Source organism: Pseudomonas sp. UTLPPB19802, assembly GCF_059730225.1.
Genome location: NZ_AP048545.1, coordinates 3,264,404 through 3,289,406, shown reverse-complemented (window position 1 = coordinate 3,289,406; position 25,003 = coordinate 3,264,404). Strand labels below are relative to the sequence as shown.

Annotated in this window: 15 protein-coding genes and 2 pseudogenes; 5 read left to right on the top strand and 12 right to left on the bottom strand. The window is 61.4% G+C overall.

The window, feature by feature from the left end; genetic code table 11:
* Positions 1-43: 43 nt before the first annotated feature.
* Positions 44-705 (top strand): annotated as a pseudogene (locus tag AC6I6U_RS14765) (MFS transporter); the annotation flags it as partial.
* A 557-nt stretch (positions 706-1,262) separates the two neighbouring features.
* On the opposite strand, the pseudogene AC6I6U_RS14760 reads toward AC6I6U_RS14765, so the two are convergent.
* The 3 genes and pseudogenes from AC6I6U_RS14760 to AC6I6U_RS14750 all read right to left on the bottom strand — a co-directional run.
* Positions 1,263-1,358, bottom strand: a pseudogene (locus AC6I6U_RS14760) (transposase); the annotation flags it as partial.
* A 67-nt stretch (positions 1,359-1,425) separates the two neighbouring features.
* Complete coding sequence (locus AC6I6U_RS14755) at positions 1,426-1,884, bottom strand: hypothetical protein (RefSeq protein ID WP_497882640.1); 459 nt, start codon at positions 1,882-1,884, stop codon at positions 1,426-1,428.
* A 5-nt stretch (positions 1,885-1,889) separates the two neighbouring features.
* Positions 1,890-11,015 carry a hemagglutinin repeat-containing protein gene (locus tag AC6I6U_RS14750; RefSeq protein ID WP_497882639.1) on the bottom strand — a complete coding sequence of 3,042 codons (9,126 nt, stop codon included), beginning with the start codon at positions 11,013-11,015 and terminating at the stop codon, positions 1,890-1,892.
* A gap of 263 nt (positions 11,016-11,278) precedes the next feature.
* Here AC6I6U_RS14750 and AC6I6U_RS14745 point away from each other — a divergent pair, with 263 nt between their 5' ends.
* Positions 11,279-11,509: a hypothetical protein gene (locus tag AC6I6U_RS14745; protein WP_497882638.1), complete on the top strand. Its 231-nt coding sequence runs from the start codon at positions 11,279-11,281 to the stop codon at positions 11,507-11,509.
* Positions 11,510-11,721: 212 nt separating this feature from the next.
* Positions 11,722-12,270, top strand: coding sequence for an RNA 2'-phosphotransferase (locus AC6I6U_RS14740; protein WP_497882637.1), 549 nt, complete (start codon positions 11,722-11,724; stop codon positions 12,268-12,270).
* Positions 12,271-12,347: 77 nt separating this feature from the next.
* Here the strand turns inward: AC6I6U_RS14740 and AC6I6U_RS14735 are convergent, their stop codons facing one another.
* Positions 12,348-12,863, bottom strand: coding sequence for a GNAT family N-acetyltransferase (locus tag AC6I6U_RS14735; protein WP_497882636.1), 516 nt, complete (start codon positions 12,861-12,863; stop codon positions 12,348-12,350).
* A 142-nt stretch (positions 12,864-13,005) separates the two neighbouring features.
* On the opposite strand from AC6I6U_RS14735, the gene ybiA reads away from it, so the two are divergent.
* Positions 13,006-13,560, top strand: a complete 555-nt coding sequence (ybiA, locus tag AC6I6U_RS14730; RefSeq protein WP_497882635.1) for a riboflavin biosynthesis intermediates N-glycosidase — start codon at positions 13,006-13,008, stop codon at positions 13,558-13,560.
* Positions 13,561-13,618: 58 nt separating this feature from the next.
* On the opposite strand, the gene AC6I6U_RS14725 is transcribed toward ybiA, so the two are convergent.
* Together AC6I6U_RS14725 and AC6I6U_RS14720 are read right to left on the bottom strand one after the other, a co-directional pair.
* Positions 13,619-14,572 carry a sensor domain-containing diguanylate cyclase gene (locus AC6I6U_RS14725; protein ID WP_497882634.1) on the bottom strand — a complete coding sequence of 318 codons (954 nt, stop codon included), beginning with the start codon at positions 14,570-14,572 and terminating at the stop codon, positions 13,619-13,621.
* Between the two features lies 1 nt (position 14,573).
* On the bottom strand, positions 14,574-15,566 hold the full coding sequence (locus AC6I6U_RS14720) for a response regulator (RefSeq protein ID WP_497882633.1): 993 nt from the start codon (positions 15,564-15,566) through the stop codon (positions 14,574-14,576).
* A gap of 301 nt (positions 15,567-15,867) precedes the next feature.
* Here AC6I6U_RS14720 and AC6I6U_RS14715 point away from each other — a divergent pair, with 301 nt between their 5' ends.
* Positions 15,868-17,697, top strand: coding sequence for a serine hydrolase domain-containing protein (locus AC6I6U_RS14715; protein ID WP_497882632.1), 1,830 nt, complete (start codon positions 15,868-15,870; stop codon positions 17,695-17,697).
* Between the two features lie 42 nt (positions 17,698-17,739).
* Here AC6I6U_RS14715 and AC6I6U_RS14710 read toward each other — a convergent pair whose 3' ends face one another.
* The 6 genes from AC6I6U_RS14710 to AC6I6U_RS14685 form a co-directional block, all read right to left on the bottom strand.
* Positions 17,740-19,062: an ABC transporter ATP-binding protein gene (locus AC6I6U_RS14710; RefSeq protein WP_497882631.1), complete on the bottom strand. Its 1,323-nt coding sequence runs from the start codon at positions 19,060-19,062 to the stop codon at positions 17,740-17,742.
* A 14-nt stretch (positions 19,063-19,076) separates the two neighbouring features.
* Positions 19,077-20,825 carry an ABC transporter permease gene (locus tag AC6I6U_RS14705; RefSeq protein ID WP_497882630.1) on the bottom strand — a complete coding sequence of 583 codons (1,749 nt, stop codon included), beginning with the start codon at positions 20,823-20,825 and terminating at the stop codon, positions 19,077-19,079.
* 326 nt (positions 20,826-21,151) lie between these two features.
* Positions 21,152-21,907 carry an ABC transporter permease gene (locus tag AC6I6U_RS14700; RefSeq protein ID WP_497882629.1) on the bottom strand — a complete coding sequence of 252 codons (756 nt, stop codon included), beginning with the start codon at positions 21,905-21,907 and terminating at the stop codon, positions 21,152-21,154.
* Positions 21,907-23,106, bottom strand: coding sequence for an ABC transporter substrate-binding protein (locus AC6I6U_RS14695; protein WP_497882628.1), 1,200 nt, complete (start codon positions 23,104-23,106; stop codon positions 21,907-21,909). Before AC6I6U_RS14695 ends, AC6I6U_RS14700 begins: the two co-directional genes overlap by 1 nt.
* Entirely contained in the window at positions 23,072-23,914 is an 843-nt protein-coding gene (locus AC6I6U_RS14690; RefSeq protein ID WP_497882627.1) for an ABC transporter ATP-binding protein, read from the bottom strand. The genes AC6I6U_RS14695 and AC6I6U_RS14690 overlap by 35 nt, the downstream gene beginning before the upstream one ends.
* Positions 23,911-24,981: an acyl-CoA dehydrogenase family protein gene (locus AC6I6U_RS14685; protein ID WP_497882626.1), complete on the bottom strand. Its 1,071-nt coding sequence runs from the start codon at positions 24,979-24,981 to the stop codon at positions 23,911-23,913. The genes AC6I6U_RS14690 and AC6I6U_RS14685 overlap by 4 nt, the downstream gene beginning before the upstream one ends.
* Positions 24,982-25,003 lie beyond the last annotated feature (22 nt).

Below are 25,003 nucleotides of genomic sequence, written 5' to 3'. Positions count from 1 at the left end.
TCCCTCAACGGTTCAGAAAATAAATCCGTCCCCGTTTCTGTTCTTGCGCGAGGTGTTCCACAGCCTGTTCGTCGACCACCGCCGCCGGGCGCTGGTCGGCCTGACCCTGCTGACCGCCCAGGCGTTCTTCTACAACGCGATCTTTTTCACCTATGCGCTGGTGCTCACCGACTTCTATGACGTGCCCTCGGCCCATATCGGCTGGTACCTGCTGCCCTTCGCCCTCGGCAATTTCTGCGGGCCGTTACTGCTCGGCCGTCTGTTCGACGTGGTCGGCCGGTGCATCATGATCAGCAGCACCTACCTGATTTCCGGCGTGCTGCTATGCTTCAGCGGCTACCTGTTCCAGCAGCAGCTGATCGACGCCACCCAGCAGACCATCGCCTGGGTGGTGATTTTCTTCTTCGCCTCGGCGGCGGCCAGCTCGGCCTACCTGACCGTAGCCGAGACCTTTCCGCTGGAGATCCGCGCGCTGGCCATCGCCGTGTTCTACGCCTTCGGCACCGGCCTGGGCGGTTTGATCGGTCCGACGCTGTTCGGCGCACTGATCGAAACCGGGCAACGGACCAATGTGCTGTATGGCTACCTGATCGGGGCGGCGTTGATGATTGCGGCGGCGGGGGTGCAGGCGATCTGGGGGTGGCGGCGGAACGGCGGTCGCTGGAGCACGTGACCAGACCGTTATCACAGATGAAAGACAGCTAGCGTCTCGATCCCCCGCCCTCACGAATATACGCAACTAACGCCGTCGACCGATAACTGACGGTGTAGATTCTCGCAGTAGCATCGATCAAATCAGAAACTTGAAAACTGCACAAAGCTGGGGATGGCTTGATGCAGAAAAGCAGCTATTGCCCCGATGAAGGGCAGCCGGAGACAATAAATTCTTTCCACTCCGACAAAGCGCTCTCAAAATTATCAAGGCTCATATCCACGAAACAATTTTCATCATAGAGAAAATATATCCTGACTCCCTCAATACTAAAAACCGCCCCCCAACATTCTCGTATCCAGTCACCTTCTTTCAAATCTCCAGACCGCACCTGCTTTATCGCCAAAAGACCATTATCAATCCACGGAACAGTCTCAATACAGGAGACTCCACCACCATCCACCAAAAGACTCGACAGCAAGTCAACCCCGTCCTCATTACGAACATTTGAGCAACTATTTGGAAATGGCTCACCAAAGGAATAATCCCAAAAAAAAGACAGATCTGAAAACGGGGACGGATTTATTTCCCAGCAGCAGAAAATAAATCCGTCCCCATTTCTCCCAAACACTATCTGACGGTTATGACCGCGTTGTACTACATGGTGCGGGTAGTTTGGTAAAACAATACGTCCCATCCTGGGCATACCTGAAGCCTCCTTCCGTTGAAGCTTTTAGAGTAGCAAGGGGCTCAGAAAATACCCCCCGCTTCGCCTATCTACGCTCTTTTAAAAAAGCATCCCTACCGAGATACAGAGAGATTTCCAAGGGTAAAACACAGATCATATCCTTTATGCTATCTGGTAAGTCGAGGTAGCGAATACCAACATTGGGCTTTGCCATTAAAACATAACCATCACTATCGCCAACCTCACCATCCAAATCAGCATCATAGCTAAACAACCCCTTCTTCGCCATCGCAGCAAAGCCCTTCAAATAGCAATCACGCTGCCCATCACCGTTAAACCGAGGATGCCTCGACTCAATAACCTCAGCATCAAAATTTTCAGGCAGCGATTCAAAATACTCATAAAGGGCTTCATAATTAGAAAGTGATGACCTCACTTCCAACGGTACGACTCCTCTTCCTCCCGTAGAAAAATGAAAAATAGAACCATCGTAACTAGAAGCAAACCAATCCAAGTCGTGATCACTCAGAAAATCATCATCCATTTCCATCATTCAACCCCAAAAATATTTACACAATTCTCGCAACGAGGACGAACTTCATTCTTACTAGGACGAATAGCTGGCGTAAATACAATATCCGACACCTTGAGATCTGGATTGTGCAGCATCAAATCATTAGCCGCTCTAAATTCAGCGCAACGACCAAGCACATTACCACAAGAGGTCTTAACACCCAATCCCCCCAAGCGCTCCGCATAAGCCATCAATTCTGGAGCAACTTTAGCAGGAACATCCCCATTACTTGCAACAACAACATATCCGGTCAAAGGATCTGCAGCCCCGATAGCCATGGCTGGCTTAAACTTACCAAGCCCACCAATGTACTGACTTAACTTGAGACTTGCACTTTCAAGTAGACTTTCCTTATTAAGCGCCAAAGCTCCAAGACCAGATGTTCCTAGAACTGTACCGCCCAGCGCTGCCTGCCCTGCTCCCATCTCTGCCGCAATGATAGCCACTTCATTGCACAACGCAGGAGAAAGCCCACACCCCATGGCCAATTCTGGAAGCACCAAAGCAACGCCAGCAGCTCCAGAAGCATACGCCCAGCCCTCGACAAAGTCGTGACCTGGCCCCCTGTACCCATCACCTCTCGCAAGCGCTCGTTGAGCTTCGCTTCTTTCCTCTGGAGTCGCTCCCTGCTGAACCAGATAGGTGTCCCAACTAGCTGCGGCCGCACCGAAGCTATCACTCAGCGGGAAAGATATTTCGTTGTTCTCAACAGCGTTCTTCGCCGTGTTGCCTGCCACGATGGCACTGGTCGAATCGCCACCAATCAGGCCACCCACCCAACCACCGGCCAGCGTCGACAACGCCGAGATCTTCTGCTTTTCAACCTCGCTCAGCTCACTGGCTTTCTTGCCTGGATAAAGCTGAGTTGCAAGCAGCTCACCTATACTGGCGCCAGCGGCTCCAGCCAACGCCGAACCATCCTGGGACTTGGCCAAGACCGCGCCAAGAACCGCGTGGGCCATGATTCTGGCTTCGAGGTTATCGCCGGTGCTCTCCTTGATAATACCGGCCAGATACGGAGCCGAAGCACCCGCCAACGCTTGAGCAATGTTGCCACCAGCCAGCCCCTGAATCGCAGCCGTAACAGCCTGCGCGGCACGTTGGTAATTACCCCCCGTCCCGTAATCACGCATGACAACATTGGTAATCTGGTTGGCAATCTGCTCGTTTGTAGGATTGGTGTTGCCCTTATCGGCCAATTGCTGGCGCGCCGCTTCGATCTTCTGAGGATCCTTCAGCGCCTTGGCTGTCTCAATCGCTCCCTGAGTACGAATGATGTCTGCTGCCTGGGTACCGATCTCTCCGATCAGTTGGGCCTGGCGCAAACGTTTCTGCTCTTTTTCCTTGTCAAAAATCGGGCTCAGAGCATTGTTCGCGTGCTCGACATCACGGCTCAGCGTGGCGACATCCTGCTCTTGCTTGTCCTTGTCACGGATGTTGATCTCACCCGCCGAGACCGCCGAGTAGGTTGTACTACTGTCATGACCACTGTGGTTCGCTCCAGCCAACAGCATGCTGCCCATGTTGCCCATGAACATCGAACCGGTGTTGCCACCCGTCCCGCCGCTGATTCCTTGGTGCTGGCTGGTAAAGTCAGCCTTGTTACCGATATCGGTCCAACCCAGTGTTCCAGTACTCAGCTTATTTTGATCGGCAGTGGATGTGCTCGCTATTACCGCACCATTGAGCTGGGTATGCTCCCCGACGGTAACCTGATAGCCATCTTTACCAGCAAACAGACCGGTTTGCTCCTGAACACTGTCGAAGTTCGACTTGATCTTGTCCTGGCTGATGCTGAGCGAGGCACTGCCAGACATGGTGCCAAACGTAAAGCTGGCGCCACCGCTAACGTTGGTCTGCTTGGAGTCAAAACGATCGGAGTCTTGCAGACTGGTCAAGGCCAGATTACGACCAACATCGGCAACCACTTTTTGGGCCGTAGCCTGCGCGCCTTCCAACGTAGTATCACGGCCACTTTTCAGGGTCAGTTGATTACCAGCATTGACAGTGGTTTCTGTCCAGGCAGTCCCATTGCCTTTCTCCTTGCCGACACCACTGTTTCCACTAGCAAAGATACTTAGCCCCGCACCACTGGAACTCACTCCCAGACTGATACCAACCGCGCCACCGCCACTCTTGTTGGAGCCTTCCTGTTTCTGTGTATTACTTCCCGCATCCAGTTCAATGTCCCGAGCGGCAGTCATCGATACATCATGACTGGCCTGCAGCTTGCTTCCGACGACCGAAATATCTCCAGCAGTCGAGCCCGGCTGCCCGTTCCCTGTCGCAATGATGGTCAGGTCCTTACCAGCCGTCAGGCTGCTTCCTTGACTGACGCTCTGCTCCTGGAGCTGCTTGGAGCTGGATTTCTGCGTTCCCAGTGAGAGGGAAATGCCCACAAAGCTACCGGTCTGTGCACCAGACTCCAGTGCCTGGGCTCCCTGCCAAGCCTGATAGCCGGACAAACCGGCCTTGATACCTTGCAGTGCCGCAAGACGGGAGTCGTCCTCTTGTTTGGCGGCCTGGACGGTTTGTACTGCCGTATTGACCGCCTCTCCAACAACACCGGACAACGCCAGCGTCAAACCACTCTTGCTACTCGTCTGAGCGGATCGAGTTGAGTTGGTATTGGCAGCATCAGTGATGTGGACGTTTTGCCCAGCGAGGTTGATATCCTTATCAGCGACCACATCGCTGGCCTTGATGCTTAGGTCCTTGCCAGCAGTGATATTGACGTTACCCAGCACACTCCCAACAGTGCTGGCTTTTTCTGTCTTGGTTTCAGTGCTTTGCGTATAGGTATTCTTGGAAGACCCCAAAGTCACGCCTACACCGCCAGAACTCATCAAGCCAGACTTCTTGGTCAACTGGCTATGTTGTGCACTGAAGCTTTCGGTATCACTCTCAATGCGGATGTCGTTGCGGGCTTGCAAATCGGTTTGTTCTGTAGAAACCACGTTGCTGGCGGAAACGACAAGATCATGCCCAGCCTGAATCAGCGTCGTATCCGCGCTAAGCGTTGCCCCTGTCAGCGATGTGCTGCTGGAAGAGTCACTGCTTTTTTTGCTCGTACTGGAGAATCCGAAACCACCCGACTTCGACTTGGCCGAAGCGTTGAACTGGCTGTTTTGCGCTGCGCTCAAGTTGACGTCGTTGCCAGCTTGAACAACCAGAGCACCCTTTTCACTGTTAACGGTTGAGCCCGTGATATTCACGTCATTAACAGCAGCAATCGTGGTCTTCCCTTGCGCCTCGATAACCGAAGAAACAGCCTGCTCACTGCCGCTTTCCGTCATCGTCGATGACTTCTTGCCCCAAGAGCCTTTTTTTGTCTTGGAGTAGTGGGAGTAATCACTGTTTGCTGCCGTTTCCAGCGTCAGATCATTACCTGCGTAAACATAAGCCTCATTACCCGATGTCACTCGGCTGGCCACCAACCTCAGATCGTTGCCCGCCGTCAGCATCAGGCTGCCGCCAGCATTGACCGAGCTGGAAACCTGGCTGCTATGGTTCTCCTCCCCCCGATACTTCTTATTCCAACCGCTGTAGCTACTTTCATTCGCGGCTGAATACAGTGTGAGATCATTCAGCGCGCCCATGGCAACATCGCGCTTGGCATCAATCTGGCTCGCAGTGCTCCTCAGATCGCGCCCGGCGCTGATGGACACATCGCGCCCGGAACTCAGGGTCGAACTCAACTGAGTCACCTGGGCACTGGCGTAGTTGTCATAGCGGACACTGCTGGCCTGCTCGGCCGAGGTTATGCTGACATCACGCCCGCCCGTAATCTGCGTGTCGCGCCCGCTCTGCAGCACACTGCCCAGGCTGGCTACGTCACGACCAGCCTTGACGCTCAGGTCATTGCTCGCCTCAATACGCGCAGCATTGTCCGCAAAATCCTTCCGATTGCTGACCAGGCCGTCAGAGCTCTGATGCGTGGTCACCGTTCGCTCGTTGCGCACATCCCCCGTGACAGCAGCCACACTCACGTCGCGCCCGGCAATAATCCCGCCGGCCTTGTTGCTGAGGTTATTGTTCGCCAAGGCATCAAGGCGATTACCAGCTTCCAGCAGGCCACTGTTCACCAGGTCATTGCTGGCGGTCGCCTTCAGATTGTTGCTGGCCCGCAGGGTGCCGGCGTTTTCCAGGTCCTTGCCGGCGATCAGGCTTACATCAGCGCCCTGGATCAGCGCGCCATTGTCCGCCAGGCGGTTATTGGCATTGGCCAGGTACAGCACCGGTACCAAGACCTGCTCACCGTTGATGGTCTGGTTTTCCATCCAGACGATATCGTGGGTCAGCGCCGCGACCTGCTCGGAGGTCAGGCTGACGCCCAGTTGCAGATTCAACGCCTGCTTGCTGGCGACCGCGTTGTTCATCAGGTACTTGAACATCGCATCATCGGAGGTCTGCCCATCGATGAAACGCTGGCCGGTACGAGCCGTCACTGCCTGCTGGATCAGTTTCTGCTCGTAGAAACCATCGCCCAGGCGCTTGGCACTGGCGTCCGGGTCATACCCCAGGTTGGACAGCAGGTAGTCCGAACTCATGAACTGCTTGAGGTCGGTGAGCACCGGGTTGGTTTCGATCAGGTATTTCTGCGGATTGGACCTGGCCGAAGTGTCGGGCAGGCCCGGCACGTGCGGTTGATTGGCCGCCGGGGCCGTGCTGCCCTGCCCACTCAGACGAAACAGGCCGTTCTGGCCTGTCGGCAAGCTGAAGCCAGGCAGAGACACCGGATTGATCTGTTGCTGGGCCAGATCTGGCGGGAGCTGTGCGTTGATATAGACCGCAGTCGAATAACCGTTGCCCGTTCCGGTGTCGGCGGCGGTGCGGCCGGCTGCGACATATTCATAGAAGGGCCGGATCACACTGTTGTTGATCTTGTTATCGGCATCGAGCGTGACATTACCACCAGCCTGGATGATGGCATCGTAGGACTTGTCACTGGTATTGGTGGTGACTGAAGTCCCCCCCAGGTCGACGGTCGCCCAGCGGAAGAATGCCCCCAGGTCCGAACCGTAGGAGGCCGAAGGCGTCGGGTTGTTTCTGGCGTTGAACGTGGCGGCAGCACCAGCCGCGGCACCGGTTTCGTTGACGAAACTCCAGTAGCGGCGCGTGGTTTTGATTTCCTGCGGTTGCAAGCCCTTGTTGTTGATCGTGCTGGCGTTGACCTGCACATTGTCGGTGGCGGCAATGGTGCTGCTGGTGTTGTTCAGCGTTTGCGTGTCGATCGCCAGGTCGGCGCCGCTGGTCAGGCTCGCGGCCGCCGTGCTGCGGGTGACATTCAGGCGATCGGTTTCCGCCAGTTCCCACAGGCCGTTGATACGGCCACCACCCCGATCATCACAACCGGCACCGGGAATCAGCGTGCAGGAGAGCCGGGTAATACCCGTGGCGCTCTTTTCATGCTCGGTGTACTCCAGCACATCCATGACGTTATTGACGGTGGTCGCCGCAATCGTCAGCTTGCCAATGCTCTCGATGTCCCCCGAGCGGTTATCCAGCAGATCGGCCTTGGTCCCCGCTGTGTCGCGGGCAATCAACGCCGTCCCCAGGCTGTAGACCTGCGCGTAACGGTTGGTGAAGCTACTGGCCAGCAACTGCATGTCGCCGCCGCTGGAGATCAGGCCCTGGTCGTTGACCAGCGCCCCGGTGGTGACCAGCAGGTCCTTGCCGCTGCCCAGCGTGCCGTTGTTGGTCACACCGGTCGCCGTCAGCTTCAGGTTGCCGCTGGAGGTCACGCGCCCGGCGCTGTTGAGCAAGGCATCGATGTTGATCGTGGTATCGCCGCCACCGGCGATGCTCGCCGTGTCCTGCAGTTCGGCTTGCGCCGCGTGGAAATCCAGAGTGCCAAGGCTGCTCAGGCGGCCCTTGCCGGCGTAGTGGCCGCTCAGGTCGATATCGAGGGCACCGTCGGTGCCGAACAGACCATCGTTGGTCCAGTCGATCCCCCGGCCCTTCAGGCCCGACGTCGACAGGAGCTGAGCGCCGTCGGTCTGGGTCAGGTGGTTGACGTTGACGGTCAGGTGCTCGGCCTGGATCGAGGTGCTGTTGGTCCAGCTGTCGCCATCGAGTGTCAGGTCACCGTGGGTGACCAGGCGCCCACCAACGTCCTCGAGGTTGGCCATGGAGAGACCGAAGACCCCGGTACCGACGTGCAGCAGGCTACCGCCCTGGTTGCGGAAGCTGCCAGCGTCCAGCCCCAGATCGGTGTTGGCGGTTTCCAGGGTGCCGTTGCTGTTGTCGAGCAAACCGCCGATGGCGAAGACGGTCTTGAGGCTACGGCCCAACGAGCGCAGCTGGCCATTCTGGTTGTCCAGGCTGGCCGCCGTGGTCGACAGGGTGCTGCCACTCTCGATGATGCCCTTGCGGTTGTTCAGCTTGCCCAACAGGGAGAAGCTGATCTCGCTGGCGCTGATCTTGCCGCCCTGGTCACCGCTGTTGTCCAGGTCGTTGCCGCTGACCTGCACGAGGTTAGTGGCGTAGAGTCCACCGTTGCGGTTGTCGATGTTGCCGCTGCGGGCATCGAGCACCGCGTCGCCCGCCTGGGCGGCGATGCGGCCACCGTTGTTGTCGATGCCACCAAAGGCATTGAGCGCCAGGCGCTGGGCCTGGATCGTGCCGCCCTGGCTGTTGTTGCTCAGGTCGTAGCCGTTTTTCAGTACGCCGACGATGTGGCTTTCAAAGGCGCCCTTCACGCTGGACAACAGGCCGCTGCGGCTGTCGAGGTTGGCTGCGGTGACGGTCAGGTCGCCGTCCTGGGCGATGACCTTGCCGCTCTGGTTGTCGATGTCGCCCGCGACATCCAGGGTGACTGCGCCCTTGCCCTGCAGCGAGCCCTTGGCGTTACCCAGGCTGGCAGCGTTGAGTTGCAGGTCGGCATTGCGGCTCGCGATCAGGCCGTCGGCGCTGTTGTCGACGTTGCCACTAGCGGTAATCAACAGCGTGTCAGTGGCACCGAGGGTGCCCTGCTGGCTGTTGTCCAGGCTGCCGGTGAGCAGGGTCAGCAGGCCCTTGCTGTTGATGCCGCCGTGCTGGTTGTTGATCTGCGCACTGCGCTGGACCAGCAACGGCCCGGCGCTGGAGAGCTTGCCGTAGCTATTGGTCAGGGTGCCGAGCAGGTCGAGGGTGACACCGGCATTGCCAGTGAAAGTGCCGTGGCTGTTGTCCAGGTCGGTGCCGGTGAAACTCAGGGCATCATCGGCGCTGATCGTGCCGGCGTTGTTCAGGGCCATCGCTTGCAGGGTCAGGGTGGCCGAGCTGGTGATGGAGCCGCCCTGGGTGTTGTCGAGCAGGCCGGTGACGGTCAGCTTCTGGGCAGCGCCGCTGGAGAGAACGCCCTGATCGCTGTTGTCGAGGCTGTCGGCCGTGACGGTCAGGGCCTTCTGGCTGACCACGGCACCGGCCTGGCTGTTGAGCAGCGCACCGCTGAGGGTGACGCCGACATCACCGTTGCGACTGGAGACGGTACCGTTGTTGCGGTTGTCCAGGCGGGTGCCGGTGACAGTCAGGCCCTGCCAGCCGGAGAGGACGCCGTTCTGGTTATTGATGGCATCGGTGGCGGTGAGGCTCAGGGTGTTTTCGGCCATCACCAGGCCGGTGAGGTTGTCCATCGTGCCGAGGATCAGCGTGCTGCTGGCCTTGCTGGAGACTTCACCGCCGTTGTTGTTCAGATGGCCGAGGGTCGCTGTCAGTTGGCCGACACTGTTGATCAGGCCTCCCTGCCCGTTCAGCGCAGTATCGGCGGTCAGGTTCAGGCTGTCCGAACTCAGGACCCGGCCCTGGTTCTGGTTGTCGAGGGTGCCGGCACTGACCGTGACCTGGCGCTTGCCGCTCAGGGTACCGCCCTGGTTGGTCAGCGCCTGGGGGGTGGTGATGGTCAGGTCGCGGCTGGCGATGACGCTCTTGCCGGTGTTGGTGAAGTTCTGTGCGGTGACGCTGACGTCGCCTGCGGTGTTGCGGCTGTTATCGGCGTTGACCCCGGCTTCGATGATGCCGTTGTTGGTCAGTTGGCCGCCGCTGCCCAGGGTGATGCGGTCCTTGGCCACGAGGTTGTTCTGGCTGGTCAGGTCGCCGGTGGTCTTCACGTCCAGGGTGGTGCCGGCATAGACCGGCCCCTTGGCTTCCAGACTCTGCGCCTTGACGTTGACCGCACCAGTCGCCGCCGCGTCGACCATGCTCAGGTGGCCGTTGGCATCGAGCTGGATGTCGCCACCGCTGGCGACCATCTTGCCGTCGAGCTTGACCCCGACCCCCGCTTCGGTACCCACCAGCTTGATCGCCCCGGCGTACATGCCGCCCAGGGCCGAGGAGTCGATCGCCAGTTGCGGAGCACTGGCCGGATCGGCTGCGCGCGCAGTGGCCTTGAGGGTCTTGGCATCGACGTCGTTGGCACCGGCAACGATGGTCAGGTTCTTCGCCTGGATCTCGGCATTGAGCTTGGCCGAGCGGGTGATGATCTCGAAGCGGTCGAGGTTGTTGGCGTTCAGGCCTGCGCCTTCAATCGAGACACTGCCCTGATCGACCTGGTAGCCCGAAACCTGCCCATTGGTAATCACCGCCTTGCCGGTGCTGAGCGTCGCCTGCGGCGTGTTGATGAAGCCGCAGCCGTTACAGGTGATGCCATAGGGATTGGCGACGATCACATGGGCCGACTGACCCGCCACTTCGGTGTAGCCGCGCAGTTGGCTCGGGCTACCGCCATTGACCTCGTTGAGAATCGTGGTGGCGGCACGCCCGTTGAGGTTGCTGTTGCCGAGGATGATCCCGCCCAGTTGCGTCGACTGGGTGCGATCGGTGGCGTTGTTGAGGATGACGCCCTGGCTCCCGACGTTATAGTCGTGGAACTGGTTGTGCGACAGGCCGCTGCCGTTCGGTGCGGCGATGTTGACGATGGGCACGCCGTTGCCCGCCTGACCGAGCGTCGTCCCCGGTGCACTGACCACGATTCCATCCGCCTGCACCCACAGCGGCTGCCAGAACATGACGTTGGCCAGCAGGAAGGCCAACCCACGTTTCGGCAGTCCCCAAAAGTGCTCACGTTTTTTCAGGGACGCAGAAGGCTGATTCGCGAGGAAGGCGAAGTGACGAATGTCCATGTCAGGAATCTCGGCGCGCCACACAAAAAACGGGCCGCCCAGTCGTCTCGATGAAGAGACAGGCAGCCCGTTTTTCGCATGAATGATATTAAAGTAATATCACAATGTTAATTTGCCATCATTCTGGCGTCAACAATCCTCCGCCCCATACGCAAACAACGGGATAGCAGCCGCTGAACCGACTCCCGATTCAGCCTGCAACCTTCTGCGCACCGGCTAGTGCTGTCGTACCGCCGCCCCGGCCAAAGAGGAGCCCTACCTCCTTGAAGACCCGAGTCGAACACGTGGTGTTGCTTGCAGACCTGGCCGGTACCGCCGTGTTCGCCGCCGAAGGCGATCATCGCCCGGCGTCTGGGCGTACCCCCGGTGACCTCGGCACTGCTGGCCGCAATGGCTTGCGTTGCACTAGGTCTGGCTTCGGTGAGCTGGGGCTGGCAACTGCCGAAAGGATGGATTCAGTACTGGATAAGCCGACTGCCGGAGCCGGTAGCTGATAAGCCTGATGTTCAACAGAACGGGAAGCCTAGCCTCCCGTTCTCACGGAGAGATGGGCGACATTCAAGCCTCCTCCTCATCAGCAGCCAGATTGATAGTCAGGGGCTGCTTCACTGGCCCACGCACCTCACTACTCTGTGCTCGCCCCAGTTCGATGTGATAGTTTTAAAAAGAAACATGTTTCACTCAAAACAACACCAAAACGGAAACCATGAACAGTAAGAAACTCACCGAAACCAGCAAATTCCTCAGCTACGTTCTACGACATGAGCCCCACTCCATTGGCCTTCAACTGGACACCGAAGGCTGGGCAGACATCGACGCCCTGATCGCCGGCGCAGCCAAGTCAGGCCGCACCCTGGACCACGAACTGATCCAGGCCGTTGTCAGCAGCAACGACAAGAAACGCTTTGCCCTTTCCGATGACGCCCGCCGCATTCGCGCCGTGCAGGGCCACTCCACCGAAACGGTCAGCATCCAGCATATCGAGAAAGAACCTCCCGCCGTTCTGTACCACGGAACAGCTACCCGCTTCCTCGATTCGATTCAACAGAAAGGCCTGATCCCGGGCTCTCGCCATCATGTGCACCTCTCGCAGGAAGTGAACACCGCCGTCGCGGTCGGACAGCGCTATGGAAAGCCTGTGGTACTACACATTGATGCGCTGAAAATGCATCAGCAGGGTTTCAAGTTCTTCCAGGCCGACAACGGTGTCTGGTTGACGGACCATGTCCCTACTTCCTTCATCAATCAGCAATAGTCGTTGTTTCAGGTCAGTCAGTTCTACAGCGGTAAACTTCCGTTGCAGACTTCCCACGCCGGATCGAACACCGGCCTCTACCCTTTCAGCCGCAGCACCATCGCACACCGCACCCCTGCCTCATGTCCCGCCTCCAGCTCATGCTGCAACTGCGCCACATGCGCCTCCCCCAGGCTCGCCGCATCGACCTCGACAAAACCCAGGCGGGCATAAAACGGCGCGTTCCAACGCAAATGGCGGTAGGTGGTCAGGCTCACGGTCGCGAACGACTCGGCCCGCGCATGGGCGATGGCCGCCGCTATCAGGCCAGCACCCAGTCCCAGTTGCTGATGCCCGGCATGCACCGACAGCTCGACGATGAAGAACGAGCGGTCCAGGGTTTCCGCCGCCAGGAAACCCACCGGATGATCACCGGCATCCGTTGCCACCCAAAGGCTATGGTGGCGACACAGCTGCTCCAGGTAGTCCGCCGGTAACGGCTCGCCCTCGGCCACCCAGGCCAGCCCAACCTCGCGAAAAATGGACGCGGCAGAGCGCTCAATCTCGGCCAGGGCAGGGATATCGTCAGGGCGTGCAGGGCGAATGGCTGGCATCGAAGTCTCAGGCTCGCAAACTAAACGCCAACCATAGCAAACCCTATCCGAGTTGACCCGGCCCCCACACGGCCCCAGCCATCGAGTTGACGGCATCGTGGTAATCTTCGGCTTTCAAGACTCTGCCGCCAAGGAGGCCCTCTTGTCCGATTCAAATCACCTGGAAGCGCTGCGCTCGCGCTTCAACGCCGGCGAGCCCATGAAATACGTGTTTTTCTGGGGCCACCAGCGCAGCAAGGACACCATCACCGCCAGTTGCTTCAGCCAGTGGTACGAAGCCGAATTCACCGTCGACGGGCAACGCTATCCGACCGCCGAACATTTCATGATGGCCGAGAAGGCCGCGCTGTTCGACGACCAGGACATTCGTGCCCAGGTGCTGCTGGCCCCGACACCCGGCGCCGCCAAGGCCCTGGGCCGCCAGGTGCGCGGCTTCGACAACGCGACATGGTTGCAGCATCGCTACGGGATCGTCGTGCGCGCCAACCAGGCCAAGTTCACCCAGAACCCGGAACTGGAGACTTTTCTCCGGGGAACCGGCTCACGCATCCTCGTCGAGGCCAGTCCGGTCGACAACATCTGGGGCATCGGCCTGGCCCAGGACGATCCACGGGTGAACGATCCCAACACCTGGCAGGGTCTGAACCTGCTGGGCTTCGCACTCATGCAGGTGCGCGACGCACTCGACCGGGCTTAATCAGACAGCCCTGGCCTTCAATCGCCAGGGCCGAGCGCTGAAGGCACTGGGAATCCCCCTACTCATACACCGTCACACAATTACGCCCAGCCTTCTTGGACTGGTACAGCGCCTGGTCGGCCCAGGCGATCAGGTCGGCGTGGGTGACCGAAGGCCGGCTGAGGTCGGCCACGCCGAGGCTGATGGTGAAACGGATGGTCACGCCCTCGTGCACCACCTCCTGTGCCTCAATCGCCTTGCGCAGGCGCTCGGCGAAGAACCGGGCACTGGCCTTATCGGTGTCCGAGAGCACCACGCCGAACTCTTCGCCGCCGTAACGCCCCGCCACGTCGCTGTCGCGCACGTGTTCGCGTACAACCTCAGCCACCCGCTCGATCACCCTGTCGCCGGCCTGGTGACCGTAGGTGTCGTTGACCCGCTTGAAATGGTCGATGTCGAACATCACCAGGCTGGTCGGATTGCCATGGCGCTGGTGACGCGCATAGGCGACCTTCAGGCTCTCTTCCCAATGCCCGCGGTTGTACAGCCCGGTCAGCCGGTCGGTACTGGAAAGCGTCTGCAACTGCGCATTGACCGCCTGCAACTGGTGGCGGTTGGTGGCCACGTCGGTCACGTCGTAGATCACCAGGCAGATGTGATGGATCGCACTGTCGGTCGAGCGCAGCGCCAGCAGCGTGGTGTTCTGGTACATGAAGTCTTCCTGGCCGGTGATCGGCTGGTAGTTCTTGAACCGCACCAGATAGGGCCGCTGTTCCCAGATGGTGAAGGCCGGCGTACCAAGGGTGGCGACACTCTCGACCTTGCGGCTGAACCACTCGCGGTCCACTTCGGGAAACAGCTCGAAGAAGGAGTGGTTGTAGGCATCCTTGGGCTGCACCCCGGAACGGTTCTCCATGAAGGTGTTCCAGACCTGCACGCAGTAGTCGCGATCGAGTACCACCACGCCGACATCGATGCTCTGGACGATCGCCAGCAACCAGTGAAACTCGTTCAGATCAAGGTGATCGCTCATGTCAGGTCATCAGGTAGGCGAGTTTATGGGTCAGGCGCTCGATCGAGTCCTCGGTCAGCAGCAACAGCAGGTCGAAGTGGATGTGGTGCCCTTCCAGGCTGTAGCTGATCTCCACCGCCAGGGTCTTTTTCCAGCGCTGGCTGTTCACGCGGATCAGGTCCTCGATGGCCGCGTGCTGCCCGAGGATCTGCGGGTGGCCCTGGGAGAACACCACGTCGATCTGTTCGGCGATGCTGCTCAGGCAGGCGCCGATCAGCACGCTGGACAGGTCCAGGAGCATTTCCAGGTCCGAGTATTCCGGCCCCTCGCGCTTCATCAACTGGGCCATGTCGGCGATTTCCGAATCATGGAACATCAGCAGGGCTTCGCCGGCGATACCACCCCCGATGAAGCCCTGGCAGATGGCAGTGAGCTGCTGGCAGGTGCCAGCGTCCGCCAGGGCCATGTGCAGTTCGCCGACTTCGAGGATGTTGACGTTGGGCACCGGCAATTGCACGAACACCCCGAGTACCTTGGCGATCAGCGCCGCCGCCCGGCCGATGGCGACGTTGACTGTCTCGCGAAACGCATCGCGGAAGCTGACGTCGGCGTCCAGCGCCAGGCGCTGCGGCGCTTCGCCCGGTGCATCGAGCAGGCCCAGGTCGGCCAGGGTGCGGTGCAGTTCGTCCTGGTCGAAGGGCTTTTTCAGGAAGGCCAGCGCGCCCAGTGAACGAACCCGGCGCACCGCCTCTTCCTGCACGTCACCGGAAATCACGATGACCTGAGCCTTGAGCCCCTCGGCCCGCATGGCCGCCAGGACCTGGTAGCCATCCATCTCCGGCATGGTCAGGTCGAGCAGCACCACCTGCCCCAACCCCTTGCGGATCGCCTCCAACCCCTGGCGCCCATTGCCGGCCTCGGTGACCGAGACCGGCCAGTTCGCCGGCAGTGCCCGCAATACCTGCTTGCGCGCCACGGTGGAGTCATCACACACAAGTAGGGGAATCACTGACACAGACCGGCGCTCATCATGTTGGGCATCAGGGAAAACATTAGTGGCATGATGCCATGAAACTGACATAAAACGCTGATCGTCGAGGCATTATTGAGAACCACGTCGAATAATCCACCAGCCTATCGCCGATGAACATCTCAGGGAATGCCCTAGATCAAAGGTTCGCATGCCTGCCCCCCGCCTCGCCGCGAGCCAGGCACGGTTTAACACTCTTTGACATTTTTTCGACAATCCGCTCACAGACCTGCAAGCTCTTCGAACCTAGGATAGGGCGTCCATTTTCGATCCCGCCGGGTGTTCCATGTTCCGCTTGCTTCGTCTGTTTCCCCTGATCGGCGCCTTGCTGGGTAGCGTGGGATGCAACGGCCAGCCGCCGGTGCCGCCACCGACCCTGGAAAAAGGCGACTACAGCGGCATCATCCGCTACCTCAAGGAACTGATTCCCCAGGAAATGGACGAGCAGAAGGTTCCCGGCCTGTCGATTGCCCTGGTCGCCGACCAGGAAGTGATCTGGGCCCGCGGGTTCGGCTACGCCGACAAGGGCGGCGGCGTGCGGGTCAGCAATCACACCGCGTTCCGGGCCGGCGCCCTATCCAAGCTGCTGACCGCCAGTGCCGCGCTGCAATTGGTCGAGCAACAACGGCTGAAACTGGATGCGCCCTTGCAGGACACGCTCCCGGAATTTCACGTGCGCTCGCGTTTCCATGAGCACCAACAGGACGCGGATCTGGCCATCACCTTGCGCCGCCTGCTCAGCCATCAATCCGGCCTGCCCGGCGAATACCCGCGCGACCAGCGCACACCGTCGCCCCTCGACCAGTTGCCGCAACGGGTCGGCGGCCTGTGGCTGAGCAATCCGCCAGGGCAGCAGGTGGCGTATTCCAACCTGGGCTATGCGCTGGTCGGCGCCGCCATCGAGCGCAGCAGTGGCGAAACCTTCGAGAACCAGTTGCAGAAGCGCCTGCTGCAGCCGCTGGAAATGACCCAGTCGAGCTTCATCGGCGACGACAAGCTGCAACCGTTCCGGGCCCGCGGCTACCGGGACGGCTCCCCCCAGCCCGACAGCGCGGTCCGCGACCTGTCGGCCAACGGCCTGTGGACCAGCCCGCGAGACCTGAGCCATTACGTGCAGATGCTGTTCGCCGAAGGCACCTACAAGGGTCGGCGCGTCATGGCGGCAGACTCGGTACGGGAAATGTTCCGCCCACAGAATCGTGGCAATGCGCTGGATTTCGACTGCGCGATGGGCCTGGGCTGGTTCCTCTCGCCCTGCGGCGACGAAGCGATCAGCCCAGGCGTGCGGACCTTCCAGCACAGCGGCGCCGGTGATGATTTCGTCTCCCAGGTCAGCCTGCTGCCGGACCAGAAACTCGCGGTGATCATCATGGCCAATTCCAGCAGCAGCGCCGACCTGGTCGCCTCGCTGACCACCCGCTCGCTGCGCATGATGCTCCAGGCCAGCGCCGGGGAAATGGCCTGCACCGAGGAATGCGAAGAGGAACCGGCGATTGCCGACGATACCCGCGAAGTGCCCAGCGCCAGCGAGCGACAACGCCTGGCGGGCTTCTATGCCACCTATTCCGGCGTACTGCGCATTCGCGACGAACACCAGCGGTTGTACGCCGAGCTGGGCGGTGAGCGCTTCGAGTTGCGCCGCGATGAACAGGGTTGGCTGCGGGCCGAGAAAAAACACCTCGGGCTCTGGCCGGTCGACCTCGGCGAACTGGGCCGCCTGCAACTGGAACTGGTCACGGTGCAAGACCGGCCGATCCTCATCGGCCGCAACCATGGACAGATGATGCCCCTGGGCGAACGGATCGAACCGGTGCCCCTGCCCAAGGGCTGGCTGAATACCGTGGGCGACTACCAAGTGATCAACTCCGACGAGCCGGAGACGGCCCTCAGTGGCGTCAGCATTCGCGTCGAGAACGGCTTCCTGCTGATTCGCGGACGGATCGAAAACGAGCCACTGACAGAGTTCATTCTCACGCCAATCGACAACACCCATGCGATCGTTGCCGGCAACAGTCTTGGCCTGGGCGATACGGTCAGCCGCCAGGTGCTGGGGATCAGCGCCCTGGGCTACCGCTTCAAGCGCACCAGCGAAGCACCGGCCACGCTGGTTTTCTGAGCGCCCGCCACAAGAACAGCGCCGGTCAACGGATTCGGCGCCTCAGCTCTCGCCTTCCACGTCCTCGAGGCTGAAGGTTTCGGTCGCATCGTTGTAGGAGAAGATTTCGGCGTAGCGGCCCCAACTGATCACGCTTTCCAGGGTCTGCTCGACGAAGTCCTCGCTGAGGGAGTCTTCCAGTTCCTGCTCGAAACGCACCCGTGGCGCCCAATGCCCGCGACGCTCCTGCAGGACCTGGCGAATGCGCGCCGCAAGCGGCACCTGGCGCAGCAGGTGCTCGGCGAACATCACCTTGCGCTCCTGGGTGCCGTATTCGGCGAACAGCTTGCCCGCGTCGGTCAGGGAAATATCGGCGCCGCGCAACTCGGCGAAACCCAGGTGCTCAAGCATCTCGGCCACCGGGAACAGGTCGTCGACCTCCAGCAACAGACGCTCCGCCACATTCGGCAAGCCGGCGCGCCCATGATAGGGCTCGGCCGCCAGCGCCTCGATGAGACCGGCCATCAGGTTGGTCGGCACTTCCGGCAGGCGGCTGCCCAGTTGCAGTTCGGGCTTGCCGCTGTGAGCGTCGGCGCTGCGCCGGTCGGTCATCAGCGCATAGATGTCGTCGACCATCTTGCGGAAGATCGGGTCCAGGCGATTGCGCGGATGGGCGAACGGCACCTTGATCTGCGCCACCACCCGGCCGGGGTTCGAGGACAGGACCATGATGCGGTCGCACATCAGCACCGCCTCCTCGATGTTGTGGGTGACGATCAGGATCGACTTGATCGGCAGTTGCCCGCCACTCCACAGTTCCAGCAAGTCGGTCCGCAGGTTTTCCGCGGTGAGCACATCGAGGGCGGAGAACGGCTCGTCCATCAGCAGCAAGGTCGGGTTGACCACCAACCCGCGGGCAAATCCCACCCGCTGGCGCATGCCGCCGGAGAGTTCGCGTGGATAGGCGTTCTCGAACCCGTCCAGGCCGATCAGGTCGATCGCCGCCAGGGCACGCTTGCGCGCTTCCCTGGGTTCGACCTGCAATGCCTGCAGGCCGGCCTCGACGTTCTCCAGCACGGTCAGCCAGGGAAACAGGGCGAACGTCTGGAACACCATGGCCACGCCCTTCGCCGGGCCGGTCAGCGGTTCACCGTGATAGAGCACTTCGCCGGAGGTCGGCTGGACCAGCCCGGCGATGACCCGCAGCAGGGTCGACTTGCCCGAGCCGGAACGCCCCAGCAGGCCGACGATCTCGCCTTCGTGCAGGTTGAGGTCGACTTCGCTGAGCACCTGGCGTTCGTCCTTGCCCTTGCCAAAGCCTTTGGTCACCTTGGTCAACGAGTAGATTTCGCGGGCGGAATGGGTGTATTCGGTATGGCTGTTCATGGGACCGACTCGGGTTAATTCATACGAAGTTTGTTTTCGGCGATGGCGTACATCGGGCGCCAGACCAGCCGGTTGAACAGCACGACGAACAATGACATCACCACCACGCCCAGGGTGATCTTGGGGAAGTCGCCGGCCGCGGTCATCTGCGCGATGTAGGCGCCCAGACCGTGGGCAACCACCTTGTCCTGGCCCCAGGAAACGAACTCGGAAACGATGCTGGCGTTCCACGCACCGCCGGACGCGGTGATCGCACCGGTCACGTAGTACGGGAAAATCCCCGGCAGCATAACCTTGCGCCACCACTGCCAGCCACGGATGTGGAAGTTCGCCGCGGCTTCGCGAAAGTCGTTGGGGAACGCACTGGCACCAGCGATCACGTTGAACAGGATGTACCACTGGGTGCCCAGTACGATCAGTGGGCTGAGCCAGATGTCCGGGTTCAGCTGGAACTTCAGGATGACAATGACGAACACCGGAAACAGCAGGTTGGCCGGAAACGCCGCGAGAAACTGCGCCAGCGGCTGGACCTTCTCCGCCAGGCGCGGACGCAGACCGATCAGCACGCCCAACGGCACCCAGATCAACGAAGCGACGCCGATCAGCAGCGCCACCCGCAGTAGGGTGATCACCCCCAGCCACAGCACATGCCCGACCTCACCGAGGGTCACCTCGGTGCCGACGTACTGCACGATGTGGTAAAGCGCATAAAACGTCAGCGCGCCGATAAAGGCCCCCCAGACCCAGTCGACCACCTTCGAGGCAGCCTGGCCGCCCTGCCCCGCCACGCGGCGAGACGGCGCCAGGTTCAGGCTCAGGCGCAGATGGCCGAGACGGGTGACGGCCCGGACCACCGGCCGGATCAGGCGCTGGATCACCCGAGTGCGCTGGATCAGGCGCAACACCCAGGATTCGGGGGTACCGCCCTGGGCCGACGTGTCCTCCATGCGAAACTTGTCCGCCCAGGCCACCAGCGGCCGGAACAGGAACTGGTCGTAGATCAGGATCACCACGATCATGGCCAGGATCACATAGCCGACGGCCGACAGGTCGCGCTGGTCGATCGCCAGCGCAAGGTAGGAGCCGATGCCAGGCAAGGTGATGGTCTTGTCGCCAACGGTGATGGCTTCCGAGGCAACCACGAAGAACCAACCGCCGGACATGCTCATCATCATGTTCCACACCAGGCCGGGAATGGCGAACGGCACGTCGAGCTTCCAGAACTTCTGCCACCCCGACAGTTGCAGGCTGCTGGACACTTCCACCAGGTCACGGGGCAGCATGCGCAGCGACTGGTAGAAGCTGAAGGTCATGTTCCAGGCCTGGCTGGTGAAGATCGCGAAGATCGCCGCGCACTCGGCGCCCAGCACCCGCCCCGGAAACAGCAGCAGGAAGAAGGTCACGGTGAACGAGATGTAGCCCAGCACTGGCACCGACTGGAGGATGTCGAGCACCGGCACCAGCAGTTTTTCCGCACGCCGGCTCTTCGCCGCCAGGGTGCCGTAGAGAAAGGTGAACACCAGCGCCGCGACCATGGCGGCGAGCATGCGCAAGGTGGTACGAATCGCATACTCGGGCAGGTTGCCTGGGTCGAGGGATATCGCCTGGCTTTGCAGGGTGGAAATCGGTGCCCAGGTTTCCCGTGCACCGATCGACAGCAACAGCAGGAAACCGACGACCAGCGGCATGGCCATCAGGTCCCAGCGGTTGGGCAGCAGGCGCCGGGTACTGGCCGGGATGTAGTGGCGAAAAACCTTGTTCATGGTCGATGCGTCCAACAGCGCTCCACACGGGAGACGAGACTACGGATCAGCACTGTCCGGCGCGCACGGGCACGATCGCGCCAGATCCAGGCCGTCTAAGCACAGCACATTTTGCAGAACCAACAGGGAAAACATCGGAGGGAGCCCACGGGCCGGACGGCCGTGGGTATCGCTGCGTGGGCGCGAGTATATATTTCAAAATATTACGAAAATGTAAATTCCACATGAATTCTGCGGCCTGCCCAGGCCCGGCCTTTCGGCACCCGCGGTCGGCGGCTCAGGCCTGTGTGCCGAACCGCCAACGAGCTTCGCTCATTCGGGCAGACTCAGGCATGGGCCCAGCGCCGATGCAGGCCACGCGCCAGGGCATCCAGGGCAAACCCGAGCACGCCGATCAGCAGCACCATCGCCATCAGCTCCGAATAGGCCAGGCGGTCACGGGTGTCGAGAATGAAGTAACCCAGGCCGGCGCTGACCCCGAGCATTTCACACGGCACCAGCACGATCCAGAGAATGCCGATGGACAATCGCACGCCGGTCAGCACATGGCCGAGCACACCCGGCAGGATGACCTTGCGCAGGGTTTCCCAGCGGGTGGCGCTGAGGCTGCGGCTCAACTGCAACCAGCGTGGGTCGAGCTGACGCACGCCGGCCGCGGTGTTGAGCATGATCGGCCAGACGGCGGCGAAGGCCAGCAGGAAGTAGATCGGCTGGTCGCCCACCCCCATCAGCATCACCACCACCGGCATCCACGACAGCGGCGAGATCATCCGCAGGAACTGGAAGGCGGGCGTGGTCGCCGCCTCCAGTTGGCGGTAGCTGCCGATCAGCAGCCCCAGGGGCACGCCAATCAGCAAGGCCAGCAAGAGGCCGACCAGGATCCGCTTGAGGCTGACCAGGATATGCTCGTAGAGCTCGGCGCGACCGAGCAGTTCGACCAGGCTGGTCAGGGTCGCCTGCGGCGAGAAGCGCGCCGACAACCCATCGGCGCTACCGAACAGCTGCACCCCGAGCCACCAGGCCAACAGCAGGCCCAGCAGCCCGGCGATACCCAGCGCCCAATTCCACAACGGCTTGCCCATCAGATGCTGAACTCCTCGCTGCGCTCGAAATTGTCCGGCAGGCCGAACGCCTTGAGCCCACCCACCGCCGCGATGCTGTTGCGCACGAAGCGGTCGTCCACCAGGTCACGGGCGGTCTGCGCCGGGTCGAGGTTGGCGAGAAAGCCCTTGTCGCCCTCGATCAGGGTGCCCTTCAGGCGCCGCACCAGTTCCTCGGTGTAACTGGGGAACGGATAGGGCTGGAAGTCAATGCGCTGCTCGTCCCAGTTGCCATGGCGGATCGCGCCGCTGGCAAGGTAGGCGTCGCGGTCGGCAGTGGTCGGCGTCAGGACCCGGCCAAGCACCTGCGGCGTGTGCGGGGTGTAGCGGTTGCTGCCGTCCTTGGACAGCAGCTTGGCCGCCTCGGCGCGGTTGTCCCGTGTCCACAGCTGTGCCTTGACGATGGCGTTGACCACTTTCTGCGACCACTCGGGACGGTTGTTCAGGTCCTGCTCGTGCATGAACACCACGCAGCAGGCGTGGTTGCGCCAGATGTCACCCGTGAAGCGCTGGACCCGGCCGACCTTGAGTTCCTCGGCCAGGGCATTGAACGGCTCGGCGACGATGTAGCCGGCGATACGCCTGCTGGCCAGGGCCGGTGGCATGTCCGACGGCGGCAGCACCACCAGGTTGACCTCGTTGGCCGCCAGCGCGCTGTTGGCCGGCCTGCTCACCGGCTCCAGGCCGTGGTCGCGGAACAGTTGCTGCACCACCACGTTGTGGATCGAGTACCAGAACGGGATCGCTACTGTCTGCCCGCCCAACTGCTTGATCTCGTTGATGTCCGGCGCGACGGTCAGGCCCGAGCCGCCGACATGGTTCCAGGCCACCACCTTGGCCGGGACCTTGCTGCCATAGCGGGCCCAGACGGTCATCGGCGACAGCAGGTGAATGACGTTGACCTGGCCGGAAATGAACGCCTCGATCACCTGCGCCCAACTGCGCAGCAGCACCGGCCGTTCGGCCTTGATGCCCTCGGCCTCGAACAGGCCGTTGTTATGCGCCACCAGCAACGGCGTGGCATCGGTGATCGGCAGGTAGCCGATGCGTACCGGCGCATCCGGCTCCGCCGCCGCACGGGCCTGCAGGCTGTTGAGCAGCGGCAAGGCGCCTCCAGCTGTCAGCAGGGCGCTGAGTTTGAGGAAGTCACGACGAGTGTGGGTGAAGTCGTCCAGGCACATGATCCATCTCCGACGGTTCGGGCTGCGTTGAGTTGAGGGGATTGCGGCTTGCCCGCCGAAGGGTTTTGAGAATTTCGATGCGCAGGGCACCCAGTTCGTCGACCAGTTCGGCACGCGGCTGCGGCAGGTCGATCGTCCATTCACCGAGCGTGCGCGCCGGGCTGTTACCCAGTAGCAGGATACGATCGGAGAGCAGCAGGGCTTCATCGATGTCATGGGTGATGAGCACCGCGGCGGTGCGATGCTCGGCAATCACCCGCAACAGCAGTTGCTGCATGTCGGCGCGAGTGATTTCGTCGAGCGCGCCGAACGGTTCGTCCAGCAACAGCACTTGCGGCTGGCGAGCCAGGCAACGGGCCAGGGCCGTACGCTGGGCCATGCCACCGGACAACTGCGCCGGGTAGTGTTCGCGGGCGTGCTGCAACCCGACCTCGCCAATGGCGTCATTGATCCGGGCCTGGCGCTGCTCGGCACTCAGTCGCGGTTGCCGGGCGAAATCCAGGCCGAAGGCGACATTCTTCTCCAGGCTCAGCCAGGGCAGCAGGCTCGGGTCCTGGAAGGCCACCGCGACCCGCGGATGCGGCCCCTCCAGGGCTTCGCCGTACAGGCTCACCTGGCCCTGATGAGGCGCCTGCAAGCCGGCCAGGACGCGTAGCAGGCTCGACTTGCCGACGCCGCTCGGGCCGAGGATCGACACCACCTCACCCGGTTTCAGTTGCAGGTCGAAGTTTTCCAGCACCGCCTGCCAACCCTGCTCGCGCGGGTAGCCGAGACTGATCTGCCGGGCCTCCAGCAGCGCCGCGCTCATGCCGCCGCTTCCCGCGCCTGGCGCTGCAATTCGGCACGTAGTTGCACCAGGCTCGGCGTGACGATCGGCACGAACGCCGACTCGCGCCAACGGCGGGCGAAGCCACTGCCGAACTCGCTCAGGTAGGCCTTGCCGCCACTGGCCTGCAACTCCAGTTGCACCGCCTGGGCCGCCGCTTCGGCGAGGGTGATGCGGATCTTGAACAGTTCGGCGGGATGCGCGAGGAAACGGCCGTCGAGCAGACCGCTCTTCAACGCCTCCACCGCCTGTTCCAACACGTGGCGTTGCTCCAGCAGGGGTTCGCGCAGAATCGAACGGCCGTCCTGCAGATGCTGTTCGACTTCACTAAGCGCTCGGCGGCTCAGGCCGATCGACATGCCGCATTGCAGGCCGAGAAACGCCGGCCGGACTGCCGGCAGGAAACGCTTGGCGTCCTCGTGCAGCAGCCAGTCGCTGTTGACATTGACCTGACGCAGATCGATGGCGGCGGTGTTGCTCGATTGCAGGCCCATCAGTTGCAGGTCATCGGAACGCTGCAAACCGGCGACATTATCCGGAATCGCCAGGACGAAAGGCCCTCCACCCTCCTCGCGCTCGATCGCTGCGGCGACGACGAAACCGCTCTTGCGCAGGTTGGTCACCCAGTGCAGCCGGCCGTCGAGCTGCCAGCCCTCGGTCTGGGCACGGGCACGCACTTGCAGCGACTCGATGCCCGAGAGGAACTTCATGGCGTTCGACAGCCCGGTCGCCCCAGCCAACTCGCCGCTGAGCAGCGTCGGCAGCAGGCGCTCACGCAGGGCGGCGTTGGGGCTGTGCAGCAGGTATTCGATAAAGGCGCGCTGGCCCCAGAACACAAAGGCCGCCGCCAGGGAATGGCTGGCGACACGGGCCAGCGTCTCGACGGCGTCGGTGACATTGCCACCGCTGCCGCCCGCTGCCTCGTCGACGCCGACCCGCAGCACCCCGGCCGTCGCCAGTTGCGACAGCACGCCCTGTGGGTCGCACTGCCCCAGGTCCAGGGCCTGGGCGTGTTCGTCCAGCCATTGGCTCAATGCCGGATCAAGCATGTGATGTTCTCCTTGAGCACGG